The sequence below is a fragment of the Pseudomonas sp. MPR-R2A5 genome (assembly GCF_058793055.1).
The window spans coordinates 61,175-81,663 of sequence record NZ_JBXAFK010000006.1; the positions used below are offsets into that span (position 1 = coordinate 61,175).

Genomic DNA, 20,489 nt, shown 5'->3' on the forward strand with positions numbered 1-20,489 from the left:
CTAAAGAACTAAAGGTGGGAGGGGCGGTGCCCCTCCCACCTTTTTTCTACTGCGTTGGCTGTTAGAGAATCGGTGAGATCAAGCGCGCGATCCGCATGCCCAGGTGTTGCAGGCGGCGGGTTTCGCGGCTTTCCTCTTGGCTGACTTCATGCGCCAGGGCAAAGTCGTCCAGCAACATGTGCTCCACTTCCTTGGCGAAGGCTTCGTCGACGGTCAGTAACATCACTTCGAAATTCAACCGGAAGGAACGGTTGTCCATATTCGCACTGCCGATGGCGCTGATTTCGCTGTCCACCAACACCACCTTCTGATGCAGAAAGCCTGGCGTATAGCGGAATACCCGCACCCCGGCTCGTACGGCTTCGATGGCGTAGAGGCTGGACGCGGCATACACGATTCGGTGGTCGGGCCTGGATGGCAGCAGCAGGCGTACGTCCACCCCGCGCAGGACCGCCAGGCGCAGGGCGGCAAACACCGCTTCGTCGGGAATGAAATACGGGCTGGTGATCCACACACGCTCGGTCGCCGCGTGGATGGCCTCGACAAAAAACAGCGAGCAGGTTTCATACGGGTCTGCCGGGCCGCTGGCGAGCAATTGGCAGAGCACACCGTCGTCGGGGTAGGTGTCCGGCAGGATCAAGGGCGGCAGTTCTCGTGCGGCCCAGAACCAGTCTTCAGCGAACGACTCCTGCAGGCAGGCCACCACCGGGCCGGTGACTTGCACATGGGTATCGCGCCACGGAGCCAGCGGCGGTTTTTTGCCCAGGTATTCGTCACCGACGTTGTGCCCACCAACAAAGCCGGTGATGCCATCCACCACTACGATCTTGCGGTGGTTGCGGAAGTTGACCTGGAAGCGATTGAGCCAGCCGCTACGGGTGGCGAACGCCTTGACCTGCACCCCGGCGTCGCGTAGCGATTGCACGTAGCGATGGGGCAGGGCATGGCTGCCGATTCGGTCATAGAGCACGTAGATGCCTACGCCTTGTGCGACCTTTTCCTTCAATAAGGCGTGCAGTTGGCGGCCGAGTTCATCGTCATGAATGATGAAGAACTGAAACAGCACGGCAGTATTGGCGTTGCGAATGGCGTCGAAGATCGCACTGAAGGTGGCGTCGCCATTAATCAGCAAACGCACTTCATTGTTTGCCAGGCATGGCATGCGCCCCAGCTTGGGCATGGCACGCAGGGAGGCGTAGGCGCTGGAGTTGCGCGCGGCCAAGGCTTCCTCGACCCACGGGCGCCAGTTCAGCTCGGTGATAGCAGTGTGCATTTCCTGGTTGGCCTGGCGCCGCGCCTGGATGTAGGCATCGAAGGTGCTGCGGCCGAAAATCAGGTAGGGGATCAGGGTCAGGTAGGGCATGAACATCAGCGACAAGGCCCAGGCGATCGAGCCTTGGGCGGTCCTGACGGTCAGCACCGCATGGATCGCGGCGAGGGTCCCGAGAAAGTGCAGCGTGGCGATGAAGTAGGCGAGCAGGTGCGGGCCAAAAAAATCCATGGACGACATGACTCCAGACAATCCAATGCGTAACAGACCATGTTCGGCCACGAATGTCGCTATTTTATTTGTCGTGCAACACTGGCACGTTTACGGCGTCTAACGCCAACAATTGCCCAGGAGTTACCCGATGAATGCTCGTCTGCTTGGTTTGGCCATGGTTGTTGGTTTGTCGTTGCCCGTGGCAGCGCAGGCGCAGATGCTGGCGCCGGGCTTGTGGGAATTGACCACCAGCAATATGAAAGTCGATAACCAGGACCTGCCGGACCTGTCGCTGATACTGGGTCAGCTCAAGCAACAGATGACCCCCGAACAGCGCGCCATGTTGGAAAAGCAGGGCGTCACCATGGCCGGCAAAGGCGTGCAGGTGTGCCTCACGCCCGCCCAGGTTGCCTCTGACACGATCCCCCTGACCGACCCGCAATCGGGCTGCAAACAGGAAGTCACCGACAAGACCGGTAACCAGTGGAAATTCCGTTTCAGTTGCCCCAAAGCCCAGGGCACGGGGGTTGCCACCTTCCAGAGCCAGAAGGAATTCACCACCACCGTCAACGGCACCTTCAATGCCACTGGCATTCAACAGAAGGGTAGCCTGGACAGCCATGCCCAGTGGCTGGGCAGCAATTGCGGTACGGTCAAGCCTCGCGCTTAACGCAGGAACTGCAACGGTAAACCCTGGCAACTGTCGACCACCTTGCCGTTGTGCCAGGCCAGGTGGCCGGAGACCAGCGTGGTGCTGACGCTGTGGCGGAAGCTGCGCTCGGCGAAGGGTGTCCAGCCGCAGCGAGCCAGGATCGGCTGGCTGCTGACGGGCTTGCCCGCCGGCTCTGGTTTGATCAGCACCAGGTCGGCCCAATAGCCTTCGCGTAGATAACCCCGATCCGGGATGGCGAACAGGTCGGCGACCCGATGGCTGGTCTTCGCCACCAGGGTGGTCAAGGGCAGCAGCCCGTCGGCCACCAACTCCAGCAGCGCCGGCAACGCATGTTGCACCAGCGGCAAGCCCGATGGCGCTTCACAATACCCCAGCTGTTTTTGCGCCCAGGTATGCGGCGCATGGTCAGTGCCAATCACATCCAGACGATGACTGAGCAAGGCTTGGCGCAGGGCGTCGCGGTCGGCGTGGGTCTTGATCGCCGGGTTGCATTTGATCTGATGGCCCAGGCGGTGATAGTCGCGGTCGTCGAACAGCAGGTGGTGCACGCAGACTTCAGCGGTAATACGTTTTTGCGCCAGGGGTTTGTCCTCGAACAAGGCCAATTCGCGTGCGCTGGTCAGGTGCAGCACATGCAGGCGTGTGCCGTGGTGCCTGGCCAACTCCACGGCCAAAGAGGAGGAGCGATAACAGGCCTCGGCGTCCCGGATCAGCGAGTGGGCGACGGCGGGGATCTTGTCCCCGAAACGCTCGCGCAGGCGCCGCTCGTTGGCCAGGATGCTCGGCGTGTGTTCGCAGTGGGCCAGCAGGATGGTCGGCACTTCTGCAAACAGCCGCTCCAGAATCCGAGGGTCGTCTACCAACATATTGCCGGTGGAGGCCCCCATGAACACTTTGACCCCAGCCACTTCGCGGGGATCGAGCGCGGCGATGATGTCGAGATTGTCGTTGCTGACGCCAAAGTGAAAACCGTAGTTGGCGACTGAATGCAGGCCGGCGCGGCGCTTTTTTTCGGCCAGGGCTTGCAGGGTCAGCGTGGCCGGCTGGGTGTTGGGCATGTCCATGAAACTGGTGATGCCACCGGCTACGGCCGCCCGGGATTCGCTGTAGAGACTGCCTTTGTCGGGTGCGCCAGGGTCGCGAAAGTGCACCTGGTCATCGATCATCCCTGGCAGCAGCCATTGGCCCTCTGCGTCGATCGCCAGGGGCGCATTACAGTGCTCGATACTGCTGGCGATTTTCTCGATGCGGCCGTTGGCGACCAGTACATCAGCGTCAAATACCTGGCCTTCGTTGACCAGGCGGGCGTTACGGATCAGCAGGCGGCTCATGGTTCAGAACTCGTTTTGCAGGGCTTTGTAACCGCGGACCAAGTCGACGTTGGTGCGTGCCACGTCTTCGGAAAACTCCGAGGCGCTGACACTGACCGGCGGGAACTGCGAAAGGTCAGTGTTCGGCCCGATGCGGGTAGTGGAGGGCACGTAGAACGCGGTGGGCAAGTCGCGGCCGTCGACCACCGAGTTATGACGCACCACGCAGCCGTCGCCGACGGTGCAGTTGAACAGCACGCTGTTGAAGCCGATGAAGACACGGTCGCCGACGCTGCAGGGGCCATGGACGATGGAGCGGTGGGCGATGGAGGTGAGCTCGCCGATGGTCACCGCCGCGCCCGATTTGGAGTGGATCACCACGCCGTCCTGGATATTGGAGTTGGCGCCGATGGTGATAGGGTCCATGGCGCCGCTGGCGTTGACTTCATCGGCGCGGATTACGGCGTAGGGGCCGACGAAGACGTTCTCGCCAATGATGACCTTGCCGCAGATGATCGCCGTCTTGTCGACGTAGGCCGATTCGGCGATCACCGGCAGATCGCCGGAAGGGTTCTTGCGAATCATGGCTTACCCAACGCGGCGCATAAGGTATTGAGGTTGTATTCGAACAGCCCGGTAAAGGTGCTGGCCGGGCCTTCTGCTGCAAGAGCGTCGGAGTAAAGCGTGCCGCCGATCTGCGCGCCGCTTTCGTCGGCGATCTGCTTGAGCAGGCGTGAGTCCTTGATGTTTTCCATGAACACGGCTTTGACCTTGTCTTTACGGATCTGGGTGATCAGCGCGGCGACTTCGGCGGCCGAAGGCTCACGTTCGGTGGACAGGCCCTGAGGCGCCAGGAACTGGATGCCATAGGCCTGGCCCAGGTAGCCGAAGGCGTCATGAGAGGTCACGATGCGACGGTTGCCCGGTGGCAGCGCGCCGAATTTGGTCTTGGCTTCGGCGAGCAGGCGGTAGATTTCTTTCAGGTAGGCTTGGCTGTTGTGCAGGTAGTCGGCCTTGTTGGCCGGGTCGGCGGCCACCAGCGCCTTGGTAATGTTGTTCACGTAGATTTCGGCGTTGGCCAGGTTGTGCCAGGCGTGTGGATCGGGGATGGTTTCGCCGTCCTCCTCCATGGTGTGGGAGATCACACCTTTGCTGGCGGTGACCACCGTGGCCTTGGTTTCGGTGCTGGTGACCAGGCGGTCCAGCCAGGGTTCAAAACCGAGGCCGTTCTTGATGATCAGCCTGGCCTTGAGCAACGCCTTGGCATCGTCCGGGGTGGGCTCGTAGGTATGGGCGTCCGCGTCGGGGCCGACCATATTGCTGATCTGGATGTGATCACCACCAATCTGGTGGGTGATGTCATCGAGGATACTGAAGCTGGTAACCACTTGGAGTTTGTCGGCGGCCTGGGCCGTCGATAACGACAGGACGAGACTGAACAGCACGAGTAAAGCGCGCATCGGGAGACACCTCATTGGGATGACAGCAAGGGGGGGCGGCGCAGCAAGCCGTGCACCGGACCGAAGACCACGGACAGCAGGTACCCGCCGCCAGCCACCAGCACAATCGCCGGGCCGCTGGGCAGTGAGTAATAGAACGACAGCAACAAACCCAGCCATACCGACAGGCATCCCAGCACCGCCGATATCGCGATCAACACCGGCAGGCGCCGGCTCCAGAACCGTGACGCGATGGCCGGTAACATCATCAAGCCCACCACCATCAACGCGCCGATGGCCTGGAAACCGATGACCAGGTTCAACACCACCAGGGTCAGGAACAAACCGTGGGCCAGCGGGCCCAGGCGGCTGACGGTTTGCAGGAACAGCGGGTCGAGGGTATCCAGCAGCAGCGGCTTGTAGATCAGCGCCATGGCCACCAGGCTGAACCCGGAGACCCAGAGCATGCCGGTCAGGGTGGCCTCGTCGACGGCCAGCGCTGAGCCGAACAGCAGATGCAGCAGGTCCAGGCGTTTGCCGGCAATGCCCAGGATCAGCACGCCGGCGGCCAGTGAAATGGGGTAGATAGCCGCGAGGCTGGCGTCTTCACGCAGGCCGGTGCGGCGAGTGATCCAGGCCGCCAGCCCGGCCATGCCCAGGCCGGCACCCAGGCCACCGACGGTCAGCGCGGGCAGGCTGAGCCCGGCGAACCAGAAGCCCAGGGCCGCACCGGGCAGGATGCCGTGGGCGACGGCGTCACCAATCAGGCTCATGCGCCGCAGGATCAGGAACACGCCCAGCGGCGCGGTGCTGCAGGCGAGTACCAGGCCTCCGATCAGGGCGCGACGCATGAAGACGAAGTCAGCAAAGGGCATCCACAGATGGGAGGCGAAGTGCATCAGGCCACCTGCATGCGAGGGTGTGGACGGATCAGTTCTTGACTGGGGCCGACGACGCAGCCGGTGCTTTTGATCTGCACCACTTGCTGGGTATGTTCACGCACGGCGGCCAGGTCATGGCACACCACTACCAGCGTGCGACCTTGGGCATGCCAGGCGTGGATATGTTTCCAGCACAAGGCCTGGCCATCTTCATCGAGGGCGGCGTGGGGTTCGTCGAGCAACAGCACCGACGCCTCGGCCAGGCTCATGCGGGCGAGCAGGGCACGTTGCAGTTCGCCGCCAGACAAGGCCATCAACGGGCGATGTTCCAGGCCACTGAGGCACCAGTCCTCCAGCACCGCTTGCAGGCGTTGGCTGCGTTGTTGCGGGGTGAGTTGGGTGCCCCAGAAGCCGGCGGCCACCAACTCTTGCAGGCTGATGGGGAACTGGCGGTCGAGGTGCTGCTGCTGGGGCAGGAACGACAGGCCGCCGCGCCGTGGCACATTCACGGTGACTTTGCCCGCCAATGGCTTTTGCAGCCCGGCGATAACCTTCAGCAGGCTGCTTTTGCCGGTGCCGTTGGCGCCGATCACACCGGTGAGGCTGCCTTTTTCCAGGGTGAAATCCACGGCGGGGGTCAGCGGTTGCCCAGGGGCACCCCAGCGTAAAGCGGTACAGGTGATCATGCAGAGGGTCTCGTCCAGCGGCTTTCAGCCACGGCATCGTGCGCGTGCAGGCTTTCGGCGTGGATCACTTTGAGGTGGAAGGCTTTGACGGCATCCGAGCGTTTCAAGGCGAGGTTCAGGCGGCGGGCGGCGTCTTCGCAGAACATCAGGTTCTGCCCATTGGCCAGGGCGAAGGCTTGTTCGTCTGCACGCTTTACGGCGGTTTGCACGGCAGTGCCAAGGGCGGCTTCTGCGTCGTTGATCAACTCGGTCAGCGCCAGATGCTCGCCTTGCAGGTGGACGCGCAGCTGTGCGCTGCTGCGCTGGCTGTGGGGCGTGGCCACAATGCCATTGGCGCTGCCGAGCCAGGTCAGCACGTCTTCATGTCGCAACGGTGTGTTGGCGAAGTCATCGACAAATTGCTGCTGAATCAACTGCCTGGCGAGGGCAGCAGAGCAGGGGCAGGTTGAGGAATAAGTAACGTCAATTTTTAGTTCCACGTGGAACATCTGGTTTTCCAGGTGCGCCTCGATGCTCACCGGGTAGGCCTTCCAGCCGGCCAGTGGGCTGACCAGGGCCGGACGATTCAGGAGCAAATCGGTATGGATACGCAGGTAGGCGTTCTTAGATAAACCTTCATGACTGGCAAGAAAATGCTGCAGTACATTACGCAGAAGTGTCGGCGTCAGGGGCTGTTGGCCGAGCATTTCCAGCGCCAGGTACAGGCGTGACATATGAATGCCACGGGCGGTGCCGTCGTCGAGGCTGACGCCGGCATCGGCTTTGGCCGTCAGACGCTGGCCATCGATCAAGATGGGCAGGGCGATGCCGCACATGCCGACCCAGTCGAGGGGCAAGGCTTGGCGTGATGCTTGCGCGGCGATATCCGGCAGAGTCAGCGCATTCATAAGCAGGTCCATCGTTGGAAATAAAAAGACATGTTATATTATAACCATTGAGTCGACGATGAATTTTCTGCTCCAGCCTTTGTTCAGTCATGTCGAGCAGGGACGCTCCTTTATTTGCGGTATATGTCATGCACAGACGTCAGCTCCTCAACCTGCTCCTGGTCAGCCCGCTGTTCACCTTGCCGTTCGCCGCATCGGCCACGCAGATTCGCAATGCCCGCCTGTGGCGCTCGGACGACAAGCTGCGGTTGGTGTTCGACCTGAGCGGCCCGGTGCAGTACAAGACTTTCTCCCTGGCTGCACCCGAACGGGTGATCATCGACCTGAGCGGTGCTGGCCTCAGTGGTGACTTTTCTCAACTGGCCTTGAAGAACAGCGGGATCACCTCGATTCGCTCGGGGCATTTCGGCAAAGGCGATACGCGGATCGTGCTCGACCTGGCTGCGCCGATGCAGCTCAACAGTTTTCTACTACCGCCTCAGGATGGCCAAGGTCATCGCCTGGTACTGGACCTGACCAGCGCCACCCACGCGCCACGCCAGATCGCAGCTGAACCGGCGCCCTTGGTCGCTCCGATCGACAAGGCGCATCCCAAGCGCGACATCATTGTGGTAGTCGACCCGGGCCACGGCGGCAAGGACCCCGGCGCGGTCGACTCCAAGGGCCAGCGCGAAAAAGACGTGGTGTTGTCGATCGCGCAATTGCTGGCCAAGCGCTTGAAACGCGAGAGGGGCTTTGACGTGAAACTGGTGCGCAACGACGACTTCTTCGTGCCGCTGCGCAAGCGCGTGGAGATTGCCCACAAGTACAACGCCGACATGTTTATCTCGGTACACGCAGATGCGGCACCGCGGATCACCGCCTCGGGGGCGTCGGTGTATGCCTTGTCCGAAGGGGGGGCTACCTCGGCCACTGCGCGGTTCATGGCACAACGGGAAAACGGCGCCGATCTGCTGGGCGCCACCAGTCTGCTGAACCTCAAGGACAAGGACCCGATGCTGGCCGGGGTGATTCTCGATATGTCGATGAACGCCACCATCGCCTCCAGCCTGCAATTGGGCAGCTCGATCCTCGGCAGCCTGGAGGGCATCACCTCGTTGCATCAGAAACGCGTGGAACAGGCCGGGTTTGCGGTGCTCAAGTCACCGGATGTGCCGTCGATCCTGGTGGAAACCGGGTTTATCTCCAATGCGCGGGACAGTGCGCGCCTGGTCACCGCGCGTCATCAACAGGCGGTAGCCGATGGCTTGTTCGAAGGGTTGAAAAAATACTTTCAGAAGAACCCGCCGATGAACAGCTACGTGGCCTGGCTGCAGGAGCAGAAAAACGGCCAGGTCTAACAGCCGGTTATCCGGCTGCAGGTGAACTTGGCGCTGGTGCCACCGGAACTGGAAAACCGGTTGAGGGTGGTCCAGCCCACGCGCCGTGTGTAGCCGACCCACGCTTCACCGTCCGACGCCAACCCGGTAAAGAACGTCAGTTGCCCATAACGGCTATTGGTCTGGGCCCAATAGCGTTTGCCGATGACTTCGAAACCGCGCAAATACGTGGTACTGCCGGCCGTCGCCACGCTGTAGGCATTGCCTTGCGAGTCCACACACGCCAGCAGGTTGGCGCTGCGCGTGCAGTTGGCCAACAGGCTCGGTACTTGGGCGCAGGCAGATCCTGCTGCTGCCAATAACAGGCCGCACACCAGGTATTTCATAGGGGTTCTCGGGGCAGGAAGATGATCAAGCATTGCGCCCTTCGTCGTGACGAGCAAGGGGGATTGGCTTATTTGTGTTGTTATAATATAACATAAAAGCACAGCCTGACCCGTGAACCGTTCCCATGACCGAACAAGACCTCCTGGCCCAACCGCCCGCCGACTACATGAACGAAGCCCAGCAAGGCTTCTTCCGCACGCTGCTCCTGGCCCAGCGCAACGAGCTGCAAGCGCGAATCGACGCTGAGTTCCTGGTGCTGCGCGAACAGGAACCCAACAGCGACCCTGCCGATGTGGGCAGCGCCGAAGAACAGCGCCAATGGCAACTGCGCCTGCTGGAGCGGGAAAAGAAGCTGTTGGACAAGATCGATGACGCCCTGGAACGGCTGGCCCGCGGCGAATACGGCTGGTGCCGCGAAACGGGCGAACCCATTGGCCTGCAACGCCTGTTGCTACGCCCCACCGCCACCCTGTGTATCGAAGCCAAAGAACGCGAAGAGCTGCGCGAACGCCATAAACGGGCGATTTGACCGGCCAACCCTGATGAGGACTACCTGATGCCCAATCGTCTCCCCGTTACCGTGTTGTCCGGCTTTCTCGGCGCCGGTAAAAGTACGCTGCTCAACTATGTCCTGCGCAACCGCGACAACCTGCGGGTTGCGGTGATCGTCAACGACATGAGCGAAATCAACATTGATGGCAGCGAGGTTCAGCGCGACGTCACCCTTAATCGTTCCGAAGAAAAACTGGTGGAAATGAGCAACGGCTGCATCTGCTGCACCTTGCGCGAAGACTTGCTGGAAGAAGTCGGAAAACTCGCCAAAGAAGGGCGGTTTGATTACCTGTTGATCGAGTCCACCGGCATCTCCGAACCCTTGCCCGTGGCCGAAACGTTTACCTTCCGTGATGAAAACGAACAAAGCCTGGCCGATATCGCGCGCCTGGACACGATGGTCACCGTGGTTGACGGCATGAACTTCCTGCTCGACTACCAGACCGCCGAAAGCCTCGCTTCTCGTGGCGAAACCCTGGGAGAAGAAGACGAACGCTCCATCACCGACTTGCTGATCGAGCAGATCGAGTTCGCCGACGTCATTTTGATCAGCAAGATCGACCTGATCAGCAGCCACGAACGTGAGGAGCTGATGGCCATCCTCGAACGCCTGAATGCTCAGGCGGAAATCATCCCGATGGTCATGGGCGAAGTGCCGCTGAACAAGATCCTCAACACCGGCCGCTTTGACTTTGAACGCGCCGCCCAGGCCCCCGGCTGGTTGCAGGAATTGCGCGGCGAACACGTACCGGAAACCGAAGAATATGGCATCGCATCCACTGTCTATCGCGCCCGCCGACCTTTTCATCCGCAACGCTTCTTCGACTTTATCGATCGCCCGTGGGTGAACGGCAAGTTGCTACGCTCCAAGGGGTTTTTCTGGCTGGCCAGCAAGCACCAGGACGCTGGCAGTTGGTCACAGGCGGGTGGCCTGATGCGCCATGGCTTTGCTGGACGCTGGTGGCGCTTTGTACCGAAAAGCCAGTGGCCGCAGGATGAAGAAAGCGTCGCCGCGATCATGGGCAACTGGCAACTGAGCACGGGCGACTGCCGCCAGGAACTGGTGTTTATCGGGCAGAACATCGACTTCGCACAGATGCGTGCCGAGTTGGACGCTTGTTTGCTCACCGACGAAGAAATGGCCCTGGGCGTCGACGCCTGGCGCTTACTGGCCGATCCTTTCGGCCCTTGGTATGAAGAGGTGGCCGCCTGATGCTGGCGCCGGTCATGTCCCTGCGTCCCGTGATTCGCCAGACCCGCGGTGAAACCCCGCTGGCGCTGTCCGATATCCTTGAGGATGGTGTGAACCTGGCGCTGTGGCAGCGCCAATTACCCCTGCATATCGCCGAGTTCGGCGCCTTGCTGGTGGCGCTCAATGAGCCGTTGGCTGAATCGCTGGTGATCGAGCTGGACAGCGAAGGCGCCGAGCCCAATCTGCACGGCCTGGCGTCCAGTTGCCGCGATCTTGAGGGTTATGAGGGCTTTATCGCCGATGTGTCGTGGCTGATCAGCGCCTTTGCCTGCCTGCTGGGCGCCAGGCGCATCGGCGTGCGCCTGCGGTTGTTGGACAAGGCCATGTGCCCGCGTTTTCATGTTGATCATGTGCCTGTGCGGCTGATCACCACCTATGCCGGCATCGGCAGCCAGTGGTTGCGCGAGGGGGTGATGGACCGTCGCACGTTGGGCCAGTCGGATGCTGAACCCACTGACCGCATCGAGCAAATCCTCTGCGGTGAGGTGGCTCTACTCAAGGGTACGAAATGGCATGGCAACGAGGGTCATGGCCTGATTCACCGCTCGCCGGCCTTGAAGGCGGATGAGCGACGCTTGATCCTGACGCTGGATTGGCTGGCATAACCGCGTAGGATCAAGCGCTCTACACGGTCAAAATGATGCCTCTTATGCTGCAGAACATTCCCACCCACGTGATTGCCGGGCCCCTGGGTGCCGGCAAGACCAGCCTGATCCAGCACCTGCTCGCTCAACGTCCGGCCAACGAGCGCTGGGCGGTGTTGATCAACGAGTTCGGGCAGATTGGCCTGGACGCCGCGCTGCTGACTCAGGATGACGATGGCATTGCCTTGGGCGAAGTTGCCGGTGGCTGCCTGTGCTGTGTGAATGGCGCCCCGTTCCAGGTGGGCCTTGGCCGTCTGCTGCGTAAGGCCAAGCCTGACCGTGTCTTTATCGAGCCTTCGGGCCTGGGCCACCCGGCGCAATTGCTCAAGCAACTGCGGGACCCGCCGTGGCAGGACGTGCTGACGGTTCAACCCTGCGTCCTGGTACTGGATGCCCAAGCCCTGGCGGCGGGCAAGCCCTTGCCACCTGCGCAGCTGGAAGCGCTGGCCAGTGCCGGGCTGTTGGTCTTGAACAAAGATGAGGCGCTGGACACCGCACAGCGTCAGGCCATCGAACGGCAGTTACCCGATTGCCCGGTGTATTGGACCCGCCAGGCGCAATTGCCGCTGAACCGCTTACCAGGCTCAAGCGCACGGGCCGGCGCCACTGTGGATAACTTCACGGTGCCCAAAGGCCTCGCACAAATACCGGCCATCTGGAGCGATCCCCTGCTGCCGATCTGCCTGAGCCAGGCTCAGGACGGTGGCTGGAGCATCGGCTGGCGCTGGCACCCGAGCCAGCAATTCGACCCGCAGCGCCTGCATCAGTGGCTGACCGGTCTCGGCTGGCGCCGCGCCAAACTGGTTATCCACAGTGGCGAGGGCTGGCTATCCGCCAACGCTGTGGATAACAGCCCGATTGCCTGGCAACCCAGCGAATGGCGGCGCGACTCACGCATCGAATTGATCTTCAGCGAACCCCAGGACGTGGCCCTGCTACAGCGTTCGCTGGCCGCCTGCCGTCAGTGACGATGCTTGGTGGCGTGGTCCTGGCGCCATTGGCTCAGCTCGATGACCTCGGCGCTGGGCAGTGGTGTCTTGATCTCGAAGGGGTAGGGCGCCAGTTCGATTTGTGCGCTGTGGGCGCCGAACTGGGTGATGGTTCCCGGATGGCGGGTTTCCCCGGTCACCGTGAATTCAAAGTTGTAGACCCGCGCCAGGCGCCGGCGGCCGTTGGCATCTTTCACAAAGCCGATGCGCTTGAGTGCCACGGCGCCATCCAACAGCTCGATGTCGAGTTTGGCGCAATGCTGCTTGACCCGCTCCAACGCCCGCTCGCGCAGGCCGTGGTTGTGCCAGACCCAGGCGGCACCGGTCGCCAGCAGCATCAACACGAAGATGTTTCCCAAGGTCAGCATGCGAAAAACTCCAACAAAGTGAGAGCAGCTTAACTGTGTCGCCGGTCTGTCGTATAGGCTGCGTTTAGTCGCATACTGCGCGGCCAGAATTTAAACGGCTTTACGGAAATCTCCTGCATGAAACGCACACCTCATCTGCTTGCGATCCAGTCTCATGTGGTCTTTGGCCACGCCGGAAACAGCGCCGCCGTGTTTCCCATGCAGCGCGTCGGGGTGAACGTCTGGCCGCTGAACACGGTGCAGTTCTCCAACCACACCCAGTATGGACAGTGGGCAGGGGAAGTGTTGGCGCCGCAGCAGATTCCGGCGTTGGTGGAAGGCATTGCGGCCATTGGTGAGTTGGGCAACTGCGACGCTATCTTGTCCGGTTATCTGGGCAGCGCGGACCAGGGCCGCGCCATCCTCACCGGCGTGGCGCGGATCAAAGCGATCAACCCGAAGGCCCTGTACCTGTGCGACCCGGTCATGGGGCACCCGGAAAAAGGCTGCATCGTGCCGCAGGAGGTCAGCGATTTCCTGCTGGAGGAGGCCGCCGCCATGGCCGACTTCCTCTGCCCAAACCAACTGGAGCTGGACAGCTTTGCCGGTCGTAAGCCGCAGTCGCTGTTCGACTGCCTGGGCATGGCCAAGGCGTTGCTGGCCCGGGGGCCGAAGGCGGTGCTGGTCAAGCACTTGGATTATCCGGGCAAGCTGCCGGATGGCTTCGAAATGCTGTTGGTAACTGCCGACGGCAGCTGGCACCTGCGCCGCCCGCTGTTGGCGTTCCCCCGCCAGCCAGTGGGCGTTGGCGACCTGACCTCGGGGTTTTTCCTGGCGCGGGTGCTGCTGGGCGATAGCCTGCTGGCCGCCTTCGAATTCACCGCCGCGGCGGTGCATGAAGTGCTGCTGGAAACCCAGGCCTGTGCCAGTTACGAGTTGGAATTGGTGCGAGCCCAGGATCGTATTGCTCATCCGCGCGTGCGCTTCGAAGCGACGCCGATCGGTCTGTAAATACGCAGAACCCCATGTGGGAGGGAGCAAGTCCCTCCCACATTTTGATTGGGTTTACCGCTTGGGGTTTATAGCGCGTCGGCTTTTATTTCCTGGTAACGCTTTTCCAGCTCCTGGCGAATCTGCCGGCGTTGCTGGGCCTGCACGAACCGGCGTCTTTCCTCACTGTTATGCGGTTGCAGCGGCGGCACGGCGGCGGGTTTGCGCTGATCGTCCACGGCTACCATGGTGAAGAAGCAACTGTTGGTATGGCGCACCGAGCGTTCGCGGATGTTCTCGGTCACCACCTTGATGCCCACTTCCATCGACGTATTGCCGGTGTAGTTGACCGACGCGAGGAAGGTCACCAGCTCGCCGACATGGATCGGTTCGCGAAAAATCACCTGGTCTACCGACAACGTCACCACATAGCGGCCGGCGTAACGGCTGGCGCAGGCGTAGGCCACTTCGTCGAGATACTTGAGCAGGGTGCCACCGTGGACATTGCCAGAGAAGTTGGCCATATCAGGGGTCATCAATACCGTCATCGACAGCTGGGCGTTTCCGGGTTCCATAGCACACTCACGGTTGTAGGCATTGGTTGGGGAGGCACCTCTTCGGGTGCTGGAATCTTTGCAGCGCCATCCCTAACGGGACGCCGGTGGGCGCCTTGCCGTCACGCCTGCACCGATCTGTTTCCATATATTGCACCGGCTTTCCGGCGGAAGTCGCGGTGTTAACCTTCAAAAGCCCATATCAGGGCATTTCTTACGATCAAGGCAGACTTTTCCTTCCGCACTTTGCGACCGTTCAAAGGTGCGGGCGGAAGTGGGAAAAGCGCCAGCACCCTCAAGGAGGCCCTCGCCATGCACGCCATCAGCTTTATCCAGGACCTGGCCGTGATCATGCTGGTGGCCGGGGTTGTCACCATCCTGTTTCACCGTCTCAAACAACCTGTGGTACTGGGGTACATCGTCGCCGGGTTCATCATCGGGCCCCACACCCCGCCATTTGGCCTGATCCACGACGAAGACACCATCAAGACCCTCGCCGAGCTGGGGGTGATCTTCCTGATGTTCTGTCTGGGCCTGGAGTTCAGCCTGCGCAAGTTGTTCAAGGTGGGCGCCACGGCATTTATTGCCGCCTTCCTCGAAATCATCCTCATGATCTGGATCGGCTACGAGATTGGCCGCTGGTTCGATTGGAGCACGATGGACTCGCTGTTCCTCGGCGCGATCCTGGCGATCTCCTCGACCACCATCATCGTCAAGGCACTCAATGACCTGAAGATGAAAAACCAGCGCTTCGCCCAGCTGATTTTCGGCGTGCTGATCGTGGAAGACATCCTCGGCATCGGCATCATCGCTTTGCTGTCGAGTATCGCCGTCAGTGGCACGGTCAGCTCGGGCGAAGTGTTTTCCACGGTCGGTAAGCTCTCGCTGTTCATGATCGTCGCGTTGGTCATCGGCATTTTGCTGGTGCCGCGTTTGTTGGCCTATGTGGCCAAGTTCGACAGCAACGAGATGCTGCTGATCACTGTATTGGGCCTGTGCTTCGGTTTTTGCCTGCTGGTGGTCAAGCTGGAATACAGCATGGTGCTGGGGGCGTTCCTGATCGGCGCGATCATGGCTGAGTCCCGCGAGTTGATTAAGATCGAGCGCTTGATCGAGCCGGTTCGCGACATGTTCAGCGCGATCTTCTTCGTGGCGATTGGCTTGATGATCGACCCGCAGATCCTGTTGCAATACGCCTGGCCGATTGCAGTGATCACCGTCGCCGTGGTGTTGGGCAAGATGCTGTCCTGTGGGATCGGCGCGTTTATCGCTGGCAACGATGGCCGCACTTCGTTGCGGGTTGGCATGGGGCTGTCACAGATTGGCGAGTTTTCCTTCATCATCGCCGCGCTGGGGATGACGTTACAGGTGACCAGCGACTTCCTGTACCCGGTGGCGGTGGCCGTTTCGGCGATCACCACGCTGCTCACGCCGTACCTGATTCGCGGTGCCGACCCATTGTCGTTGAAGATCGCGGCAGTGATGCCCAAGCGTATGAGCCGAGTGTTCGGGTTGTATGGTGAATGGTTGCGCAGCATTCAGCCTCAGGGTGAAGGCGCGATGCTGGTGTCGATGATCCGCAAGATCATCCTGCAAGTGGGGGTGAACCTGGCGCTGGTGGTGTCGATCTTTTTTGCAGGCAGCTACTTCGCGGTGCGTATTGGCGCGTCCCTGGAAGGTTGGATCAGTGATCCAAGCTGGCAGAAGGCATTGATCTGGGGCGGGGCATTATTGTTGTCGCTGCCGTTCCTGATTGCGGCGTACCGCAAGCTCAAGGCATTGTCGATGTTGCTGGCAGAGATGAGCGTCAAGCCGGAGATGGCCGGACGACATACCCAGCGCGTGCGTCGGGTGATCGCCGAGCTGATCCCGATCCTGTCGCTGCTGGTGATTTTCCTGCTATTGGCCGCCTTGTCGGCGAGTATTCTGCCGACCAACAAGCTGCTGGTGCTGATCGCTGTGGTCGCGGCGGCGGTGGCGGCTGTGCTGTGGCGCTGGTTTATCCGTGTGCATACGCGGATGCAGGTCGCCTTGCTGGAGACGCTGGATAACCATAAGGATACGCCGGAGCACTGATGGGGGGCTGCTGCGCAGCCCAACGCGGGCGGTGCGACGATTCGACAAGCCCGCTCGCCACGGGGATCAGGTCTTAGCTTTCCAACCAGACGTCCCGCGCCCAGTGCCATACCGATTCCCAAGACTCCTCGGTGACAAGTTCTTCTTCGCCGGACCACAGCACCACCGTGCCGTCTTCTTCAACGCAGTAATAGTCGTCGCCGTCCTGGCAGATCGGGATCAACTCGCGCGGCACGCCGCTATCCCAGGCATTTGCTGCGACTTCCGGCAGGTAGGTGTGGGATTGCGGGTCGGTGACGGTCACCGGCTCAAGGCTGCCGTACACCACGTCGCTGACGGTCAGCAGAAACTCCTTGAAGACGAACGGAATATTGATGAACAGCTCTTCTTCGATTTCCACCAACTGGTCTTCATCAGGCAGCTCCAGAGGAACCGGAACCGGTTCGTTGGCTTCACGCAATTGTTCGATGACTTCTTCCACGTCCGGGATCCTCTTGCTAGATGGCGCGGTTATAGGGGCGTTTTATACAGTAGCTCGCTATAAGTGCAACCGTGAAATAGAAAACCCCGGACAAGTCCGGGGTTTTTGTTACGGCTTGCACAAGCGTGCGGGTATCAGCCGTTCTGACGGATACCGGCGACCAGCCATGGCTGGTTGTCGCCTTGGGCACGTTCCATGTTCCAGCTTTCGCTGAACACTTCACCTTGGTCGAAGCGCGAGGTTTTCGACACACCGCTGAACGTCAGGGTGGCGATGGTCTTGTCGGCGCGGTCATCCACACCGTCCAGCTGGACATGCAGGTCATCGATGTAGGTCGACTGGAAGCCGTCGCCCAGGTCGGCGCGTTCGCGCTTGAGGAACTCCAGCAGTTGCGGGGTCACGAACTCGGAGATCTTGTCCATTTCGTTGGCGTCCCAGTGCTGTTGCAGGGACTGGAAGTGGCTGCGGGCCGCTTCGACGAAACGCTCTTCGTTGAACCAGGCCGGTGCGTTGATCACTGGGCGGGCGGCAGCAGGGGCTGACGAACCACCGAAGATCGAACCCATGGCGGGTTTCTGCTCGAACACTTCACGCTGCATCGGCGCGCCGGCGGGCGCCAGGTGCTCCTGCTGCTTGCGGCGACGGGCGGCGATAAAGCGGAAGATCAGGAAGGCGATGACCGCCATGATCAGGATGTCGAAGATCTGCATGCCCTGGAAGCCGCCGCCCATGAACATGGAGGCGAGCAGGCCACCGGCCGCGATACCGGCCAGAGGGCCCAACCAGCGCGAAGCACCGCCGGCCTTGGCAGCAGCGCCAGCAGCACCGGCTGCGCCTGCGGTAGCGGCAGCACCGCCTACACCGGCGGATGGGGCCATTTGGCTGGTCTGGTGAGTCGGTGCCGAGCCCATGCTTTTGCCGCCACCGAAGCGTTTGGCGTTGGCGTCGAGGCTCATCGTCAGGCCTATGCATAACGCCATGGCGATGCTAAGAAAACGTTTCATAAAGGGAATTCCCATTTGTGGATTGCACGCGCGCCATGTTGCACAGGTGTCGTGACAGTGGCTAGCAACATAATGTTTCGGGCTTTTGCGTAAGATCGATTCAGGATGGTCTGTAGGACTTGTTACAGATATTGGCCCGCGCTCGTTAAAAACAAGGGCGGGCCAGCAACCTTCATGTTTGGAATTGTTTCAGACCGCTTCGAGTTTCGCGTAGCCCATCATCAGCCATTTGCTGCCTTCGGCGAAGTTCACCTGCACCCGTGCCTGGGCGCCGGCACCTTCGAAGTTGAGGATCACCCCTTCGCCGAAGATCGCATGCTTGACCTGCTGGCCCAGGCTGAATGGAGTTTCCGGAATCTCGGAACCCGCAAACATGCTGCTGGAGTTCTGCTGCTGGCCACCGCCGAACGGGCGGCTGACGCTGTTGGAAAGGCGTACTTCCTGGATCAGCCCTTTCGGCACTTCACGTACGAAGCGTGACACCTTGTTGTAGGTCTCGCTGCCGTACAGGCGTCGGGTCTCAGCGTAGGTCATCACCAGGTTCTGCATCGCCCGGGTAATGCCCACATAGGCCAGGCGGCGTTCTTCCTCAAGGCGGCCGGGTTCTTCCAGGCTCATCTTGTGGGGGAACAGGCCTTCTTCCATGCCCACCAGGAACACATAGGGAAACTCCAGGCCCTTGGCGCTGTGCAAGGTCATCAGCTGGATGCTGTCTTCGTGCTCGTCGGCCTGGGTGTCACCCGCCTCCAGCGAGGCGTGGCCGAGGAAGGCTGCGAGCGGGGTCAGCTCTTCATCTTCCTCGGTGTTTTCAAATGCACGGGCGGCGCTGACCAATTCCTCAAGGTTTTCTACCCGGGCCTGGCCTTTTTCACCCTTTTCGGCTTCGTGATAGGCAATCAGCCCGGACTGTTCAATGACGGTCTGGGTCATCAAATGCAGCGGCATTTCCGAACATTTGGCCGCCAGGTTCTCGATCAGCTCGACAAACACCCCCAACGCCCCGGCAGCCCGGCCGGTCAAGCCTTTGTTGGCGATCAGCAAGCGCATGGCTTCCCACATCGACACATCGGCATGGCGCGCGTGGTCGCGAATGGCTTCAACGGTTTTTTCGCCGATGCCACGGGCTGGGATATTGATCACCCGCTCCAGCGCCGCATCGTTGCCGCGGCCTTCGAGCAAACGCAGGTAGGCCATGGCGTTCTTGATTTCCGCACGCTCGAAGAAGCGCTGGCCGCCATAGATGCGGTACGGGATGCGCTCGCGCAGCAGGGCTTCTTCCAATACCCGCGATTGGGCGTTGGAACGGTACAGAATCGCGATATCACTGCGCGCCAGGCCGGTTTTCAGCGCGCTCTCGATGGTTTCCACCACGTAGCGTGCTTCATCGTGTTCGTTGAAGGCCGCGTATAGGTTGATCGCTTCGCCTTCGCCACCGTCGGTCCACAGCTCTTTGCCCAGGCGCCCGGTGTTGTTGGCGATCAAGGCGTTGGCAGCCTTGAGGATACCGGCGGTGGAGCGGTAGTTCTGCTCCAGGCGAATGGTGACCGCGTCGGGGAAGTCTTCGGAATACTGGTAGATGTTCTCGATTTTCGCGCCACGCCAGCCGTAGATCGACTGATCGTCGTCGCCCACCACCATCAGGCTGTCGCCGCCTTTGGCCAACAGGCGCAACCAGGCGTACTGCACGGCGTTGGTGTCCTGGAACTCGTCCACCAGGATATGCCGGAAGCGCTTCTGGTAATGGGCCAGCAAGCCTGGGTTATCGCGCCACAGGTCGAGGGCGCGCAGCAGCAACTCGGAGAAGTCGATCACGCCGGCGCGCGCGCAGGCGGCCTCATAGGCTTCATAAATGCTGCGCATGGTGGCCAGGAACAGGTCGCCGCTGGCCTGGATATGCTGCGGGCGCAGGCCCTCGTCTTTCTGGCCGTTGATAAACCACTGGGCCTGGCGCGCAGGCCAGCGCTGTTCGTCGAGCCCCAGTTCGCGGATCACGCGCTTGACCAGGCGTTGCTGGTCATCGCTGTCGAGGATCTGGAACGTCTGGGCGAGCCCGGCCTCCTGCCAGTGCGCCCGCAACAGGCGGTGCGCCAGGCCGTGGAAGGTGCCCACCCACATACCGGCCGGGCTGATGCCCATCAACTGCTCGATGCGGTGGCGCATCTCGGCAGCGGCCTTGTTGGTGAAGGTCACCGACAGGATGGAGTGCGGGGACGCGTTCTCGACCTGGATCAACCAGGCGATACGGTGCACCAGCACTCGGGTTTTACCGGAGCCAGCACCGGCCAGGACCAACTGACGGCCAACGGGGGCCGCTACGGCCTGGCGTTGGGCATCGTTGAGGGAGTTCAGCAAAAGAGAGAGATCATCGCGCATCGGCGCATTCTAGGGTGCTGGGGGGAGTGGGGCAAACCCCAATGCCGGGTGGTCGACGGAAAACATCCACGGTGATTCCGGGCGGCTGAACATTCTGCATGGGGTGATGACCGGTCAGTCAATGGCCGCAGCCCGCGCAGCGTCTCGCTCAAGCTGTCTGGC

The 20,489-nt window shown here is 61.1% G+C and carries 21 protein-coding genes; 8 read left to right on the top strand and 13 right to left on the bottom strand.

What is annotated here, in order from left to right; translation table 11 throughout:
• Positions 1 to 61: 61 nt before the first annotated feature.
• Positions 62 to 1,501, bottom strand: coding sequence for a cardiolipin synthase (gene cls, locus AC1Q6I_RS06800; RefSeq protein ID WP_024078204.1), 1,440 nt, complete (start codon positions 1,499 to 1,501; stop codon positions 62 to 64).
• A gap of 130 nt (positions 1,502 to 1,631) precedes the next feature.
• On the opposite strand from cls, the gene AC1Q6I_RS06805 reads away from it, so the two are divergent.
• Positions 1,632 to 2,153 (top strand): DUF3617 domain-containing protein, encoded by a 522-nt coding sequence (locus tag AC1Q6I_RS06805; RefSeq protein WP_024078203.1) that lies wholly within the window; start codon positions 1,632 to 1,634, stop codon positions 2,151 to 2,153.
• Here the strand turns inward: AC1Q6I_RS06805 and AC1Q6I_RS06810 are convergent.
• From AC1Q6I_RS06810 to folE2, 6 genes are read right to left on the bottom strand one after another with little or no spacing between them, the layout of a single operon-like run.
• Positions 2,150 to 3,487: a dihydroorotase gene (locus tag AC1Q6I_RS06810; RefSeq protein WP_102623574.1), complete on the bottom strand. Its 1,338-nt coding sequence runs from the start codon at positions 3,485 to 3,487 to the stop codon at positions 2,150 to 2,152. The two genes, AC1Q6I_RS06805 and AC1Q6I_RS06810, sit on opposite strands and share 4 nt — an antisense overlap.
• Positions 3,488 to 3,490: 3 nt before the next feature.
• The gene (locus AC1Q6I_RS06815) at positions 3,491 to 4,051 is read right to left on the bottom strand and encodes a gamma carbonic anhydrase family protein (protein ID WP_102623575.1); all 561 of its coding nucleotides are present in this window, start codon (positions 4,049 to 4,051) and stop codon (positions 3,491 to 3,493) included.
• Entirely contained in the window at positions 4,048 to 4,926 is an 879-nt protein-coding gene (locus AC1Q6I_RS06820; RefSeq protein ID WP_102623576.1) for a metal ABC transporter substrate-binding protein, read from the bottom strand. Before AC1Q6I_RS06820 ends, AC1Q6I_RS06815 begins: the two co-directional genes overlap by 4 nt.
• Before the next feature lie 11 nt (positions 4,927 to 4,937).
• Entirely contained in the window at positions 4,938 to 5,804 is an 867-nt protein-coding gene (locus AC1Q6I_RS06825) for a metal ABC transporter permease (RefSeq protein ID WP_102623577.1), read from the bottom strand.
• The gene (locus tag AC1Q6I_RS06830; RefSeq protein ID WP_069077323.1) at positions 5,804 to 6,472 is read right to left on the bottom strand and encodes a metal ABC transporter ATP-binding protein; all 669 of its coding nucleotides are present in this window, start codon (positions 6,470 to 6,472) and stop codon (positions 5,804 to 5,806) included. The genes AC1Q6I_RS06825 and AC1Q6I_RS06830 overlap by 1 nt, the downstream gene beginning before the upstream one ends.
• On the bottom strand, positions 6,469 to 7,359 hold the full coding sequence (folE2, locus tag AC1Q6I_RS06835) for a GTP cyclohydrolase FolE2 (RefSeq protein ID WP_024078197.1): 891 nt from the start codon (positions 7,357 to 7,359) through the stop codon (positions 6,469 to 6,471). Before folE2 ends, AC1Q6I_RS06830 begins: the two co-directional genes overlap by 4 nt.
• 128 nt (positions 7,360 to 7,487) lie before the next feature.
• Between folE2 and AC1Q6I_RS06840 the strand changes: the two genes are divergently transcribed.
• Positions 7,488 to 8,699 carry an N-acetylmuramoyl-L-alanine amidase gene (locus tag AC1Q6I_RS06840; RefSeq protein WP_102623578.1) on the top strand — a complete coding sequence of 404 codons (1,212 nt, stop codon included), beginning with the start codon at positions 7,488 to 7,490 and terminating at the stop codon, positions 8,697 to 8,699.
• On the opposite strand, the gene AC1Q6I_RS06845 is transcribed toward AC1Q6I_RS06840, so the two are convergent.
• On the bottom strand, positions 8,696 to 9,064 hold the full coding sequence (locus AC1Q6I_RS06845) for a glutamine synthetase (RefSeq protein WP_102623579.1): 369 nt from the start codon (positions 9,062 to 9,064) through the stop codon (positions 8,696 to 8,698). The genes AC1Q6I_RS06840 and AC1Q6I_RS06845 overlap by 4 nt on opposite strands.
• A 125-nt stretch (positions 9,065 to 9,189) precedes the next feature.
• Here AC1Q6I_RS06845 and dksA point away from each other — a divergent pair, with 125 nt between their 5' ends.
• The 4 genes from dksA to AC1Q6I_RS06865 are packed head-to-tail and all read left to right on the top strand — an operon-like array spanning position 9,190 to position 12,481.
• The gene (gene dksA, locus AC1Q6I_RS06850; RefSeq protein WP_024078194.1) at positions 9,190 to 9,594 is read left to right on the top strand and encodes an RNA polymerase-binding protein DksA; all 405 of its coding nucleotides are present in this window, start codon (positions 9,190 to 9,192) and stop codon (positions 9,592 to 9,594) included.
• 27 nt (positions 9,595 to 9,621) lie between these two features.
• Positions 9,622 to 10,830: a zinc metallochaperone GTPase ZigA gene (gene zigA, locus AC1Q6I_RS06855; protein WP_024078193.1), complete on the top strand. Its 1,209-nt coding sequence runs from the start codon at positions 9,622 to 9,624 to the stop codon at positions 10,828 to 10,830.
• Entirely contained in the window at positions 10,830 to 11,474 is a 645-nt protein-coding gene (locus tag AC1Q6I_RS06860; RefSeq protein ID WP_069077326.1) for a DUF1826 domain-containing protein, read from the top strand. The genes zigA and AC1Q6I_RS06860 overlap by 1 nt, the downstream gene beginning before the upstream one ends.
• Positions 11,475 to 11,518: 44 nt before the next feature.
• A complete protein-coding gene (locus tag AC1Q6I_RS06865) occupies positions 11,519 to 12,481 on the top strand; it encodes a CobW family GTP-binding protein (RefSeq protein ID WP_069077327.1) in 963 nt (320 codons plus the stop codon).
• Here AC1Q6I_RS06865 and AC1Q6I_RS06870 read toward each other — a convergent pair.
• Positions 12,475 to 12,870, bottom strand: a complete 396-nt coding sequence (locus AC1Q6I_RS06870; protein WP_024078190.1) for a DUF3301 domain-containing protein — start codon at positions 12,868 to 12,870, stop codon at positions 12,475 to 12,477. The genes AC1Q6I_RS06865 and AC1Q6I_RS06870 overlap by 7 nt on opposite strands.
• Positions 12,871 to 12,987: 117 nt before the next feature.
• On the opposite strand from AC1Q6I_RS06870, the gene pdxY reads away from it, so the two are divergent.
• Positions 12,988 to 13,860, top strand: coding sequence for a pyridoxal kinase PdxY (gene pdxY / locus AC1Q6I_RS06875; RefSeq protein WP_102623580.1), 873 nt, complete (start codon positions 12,988 to 12,990; stop codon positions 13,858 to 13,860).
• A gap of 68 nt (positions 13,861 to 13,928) precedes the next feature.
• On the opposite strand, the gene AC1Q6I_RS06880 is transcribed toward pdxY, so the two are convergent.
• Positions 13,929 to 14,414, bottom strand: coding sequence for an acyl-CoA thioesterase (locus AC1Q6I_RS06880; RefSeq protein WP_024078188.1), 486 nt, complete (start codon positions 14,412 to 14,414; stop codon positions 13,929 to 13,931).
• Between the two features lie 291 nt (positions 14,415 to 14,705).
• Between AC1Q6I_RS06880 and AC1Q6I_RS06885 the strand changes: the two genes are divergently transcribed.
• The gene (locus AC1Q6I_RS06885) at positions 14,706 to 16,469 is read left to right on the top strand and encodes a cation:proton antiporter (RefSeq protein ID WP_024078187.1); all 1,764 of its coding nucleotides are present in this window, start codon (positions 14,706 to 14,708) and stop codon (positions 16,467 to 16,469) included.
• A gap of 73 nt (positions 16,470 to 16,542) precedes the next feature.
• Here the strand turns inward: AC1Q6I_RS06885 and AC1Q6I_RS06890 are convergent, their stop codons facing one another.
• The 3 genes from AC1Q6I_RS06890 to uvrD all read right to left on the bottom strand — a co-directional run bounded on the left by AC1Q6I_RS06890 (position 16,543) and on the right by uvrD (position 20,327).
• Entirely contained in the window at positions 16,543 to 16,950 is a 408-nt protein-coding gene (locus tag AC1Q6I_RS06890) for an SMI1/KNR4 family protein (RefSeq protein ID WP_024078186.1), read from the bottom strand.
• A gap of 134 nt (positions 16,951 to 17,084) precedes the next feature.
• A complete protein-coding gene (locus tag AC1Q6I_RS06895; RefSeq protein WP_024078185.1) occupies positions 17,085 to 17,954 on the bottom strand; it encodes a Tim44 domain-containing protein in 870 nt (289 codons plus the stop codon).
• Positions 17,955 to 18,143: 189 nt separating this feature from the next.
• Positions 18,144 to 20,327: a DNA helicase II gene (gene uvrD, locus AC1Q6I_RS06900; RefSeq protein WP_024078184.1), complete on the bottom strand. Its 2,184-nt coding sequence runs from the start codon at positions 20,325 to 20,327 to the stop codon at positions 18,144 to 18,146.
• Between the last annotated feature and the right edge of the window lie 162 nt (positions 20,328 to 20,489).

Excerpts from the sequence above, each read along its gene's own strand:
- AC1Q6I_RS06820 (WP_102623576.1), bottom strand. The coding sequence starts at position 4,926 with ATGCGCGCTTTACTCGTGCTGTTCAGTCTCGTCCTGTCGTTATCGACG.
- AC1Q6I_RS06815 (WP_102623575.1), bottom strand. The coding sequence starts at position 4,051 with ATGATTCGCAAGAACCCTTCCGGCGATCTGCCGGTGATCGCCGAATCG.
- AC1Q6I_RS06870 (WP_024078190.1), bottom strand. The coding sequence starts at position 12,870 with ATGCTGACCTTGGGAAACATCTTCGTGTTGATGCTGCTGGCGACCGGT.
- AC1Q6I_RS06830 (WP_069077323.1), bottom strand. The coding sequence starts at position 6,472 with ATGATCACCTGTACCGCTTTACGCTGGGGTGCCCCTGGGCAACCGCTG.
- AC1Q6I_RS06825 (WP_102623577.1), bottom strand. The coding sequence starts at position 5,804 with ATGCACTTCGCCTCCCATCTGTGGATGCCCTTTGCTGACTTCGTCTTC.
- zigA (WP_024078193.1), top strand. The coding sequence starts at position 9,622 with ATGCCCAATCGTCTCCCCGTTACCGTGTTGTCCGGCTTTCTCGGCGCC.
- AC1Q6I_RS06840 (WP_102623578.1), top strand. The coding sequence starts at position 7,488 with ATGCACAGACGTCAGCTCCTCAACCTGCTCCTGGTCAGCCCGCTGTTC.
- AC1Q6I_RS06805 (WP_024078203.1), top strand. The coding sequence starts at position 1,632 with ATGAATGCTCGTCTGCTTGGTTTGGCCATGGTTGTTGGTTTGTCGTTG.
- AC1Q6I_RS06880 (WP_024078188.1), bottom strand. The coding sequence starts at position 14,414 with ATGGAACCCGGAAACGCCCAGCTGTCGATGACGGTATTGATGACCCCT.
- AC1Q6I_RS06845 (WP_102623579.1), bottom strand. The coding sequence starts at position 9,064 with ATGAAATACCTGGTGTGCGGCCTGTTATTGGCAGCAGCAGGATCTGCC.
- pdxY (WP_102623580.1), top strand. The coding sequence starts at position 12,988 with ATGAAACGCACACCTCATCTGCTTGCGATCCAGTCTCATGTGGTCTTT.
- cls (WP_024078204.1), bottom strand. The coding sequence starts at position 1,501 with ATGGATTTTTTTGGCCCGCACCTGCTCGCCTACTTCATCGCCACGCTG.
- dksA (WP_024078194.1), top strand. The coding sequence starts at position 9,190 with ATGACCGAACAAGACCTCCTGGCCCAACCGCCCGCCGACTACATGAAC.
- AC1Q6I_RS06865 (WP_069077327.1), top strand. The coding sequence starts at position 11,519 with ATGCTGCAGAACATTCCCACCCACGTGATTGCCGGGCCCCTGGGTGCC.
- AC1Q6I_RS06810 (WP_102623574.1), bottom strand. The coding sequence starts at position 3,487 with ATGAGCCGCCTGCTGATCCGTAACGCCCGCCTGGTCAACGAAGGCCAG.
- AC1Q6I_RS06860 (WP_069077326.1), top strand. The coding sequence starts at position 10,830 with ATGCTGGCGCCGGTCATGTCCCTGCGTCCCGTGATTCGCCAGACCCGC.
- AC1Q6I_RS06885 (WP_024078187.1), top strand. The coding sequence starts at position 14,706 with ATGCACGCCATCAGCTTTATCCAGGACCTGGCCGTGATCATGCTGGTG.
- uvrD (WP_024078184.1), bottom strand. The coding sequence starts at position 20,327 with ATGCGCGATGATCTCTCTCTTTTGCTGAACTCCCTCAACGATGCCCAA.
- AC1Q6I_RS06895 (WP_024078185.1), bottom strand. The coding sequence starts at position 17,954 with ATGAAACGTTTTCTTAGCATCGCCATGGCGTTATGCATAGGCCTGACG.
- folE2 (WP_024078197.1), bottom strand. The coding sequence starts at position 7,359 with ATGAATGCGCTGACTCTGCCGGATATCGCCGCGCAAGCATCACGCCAA.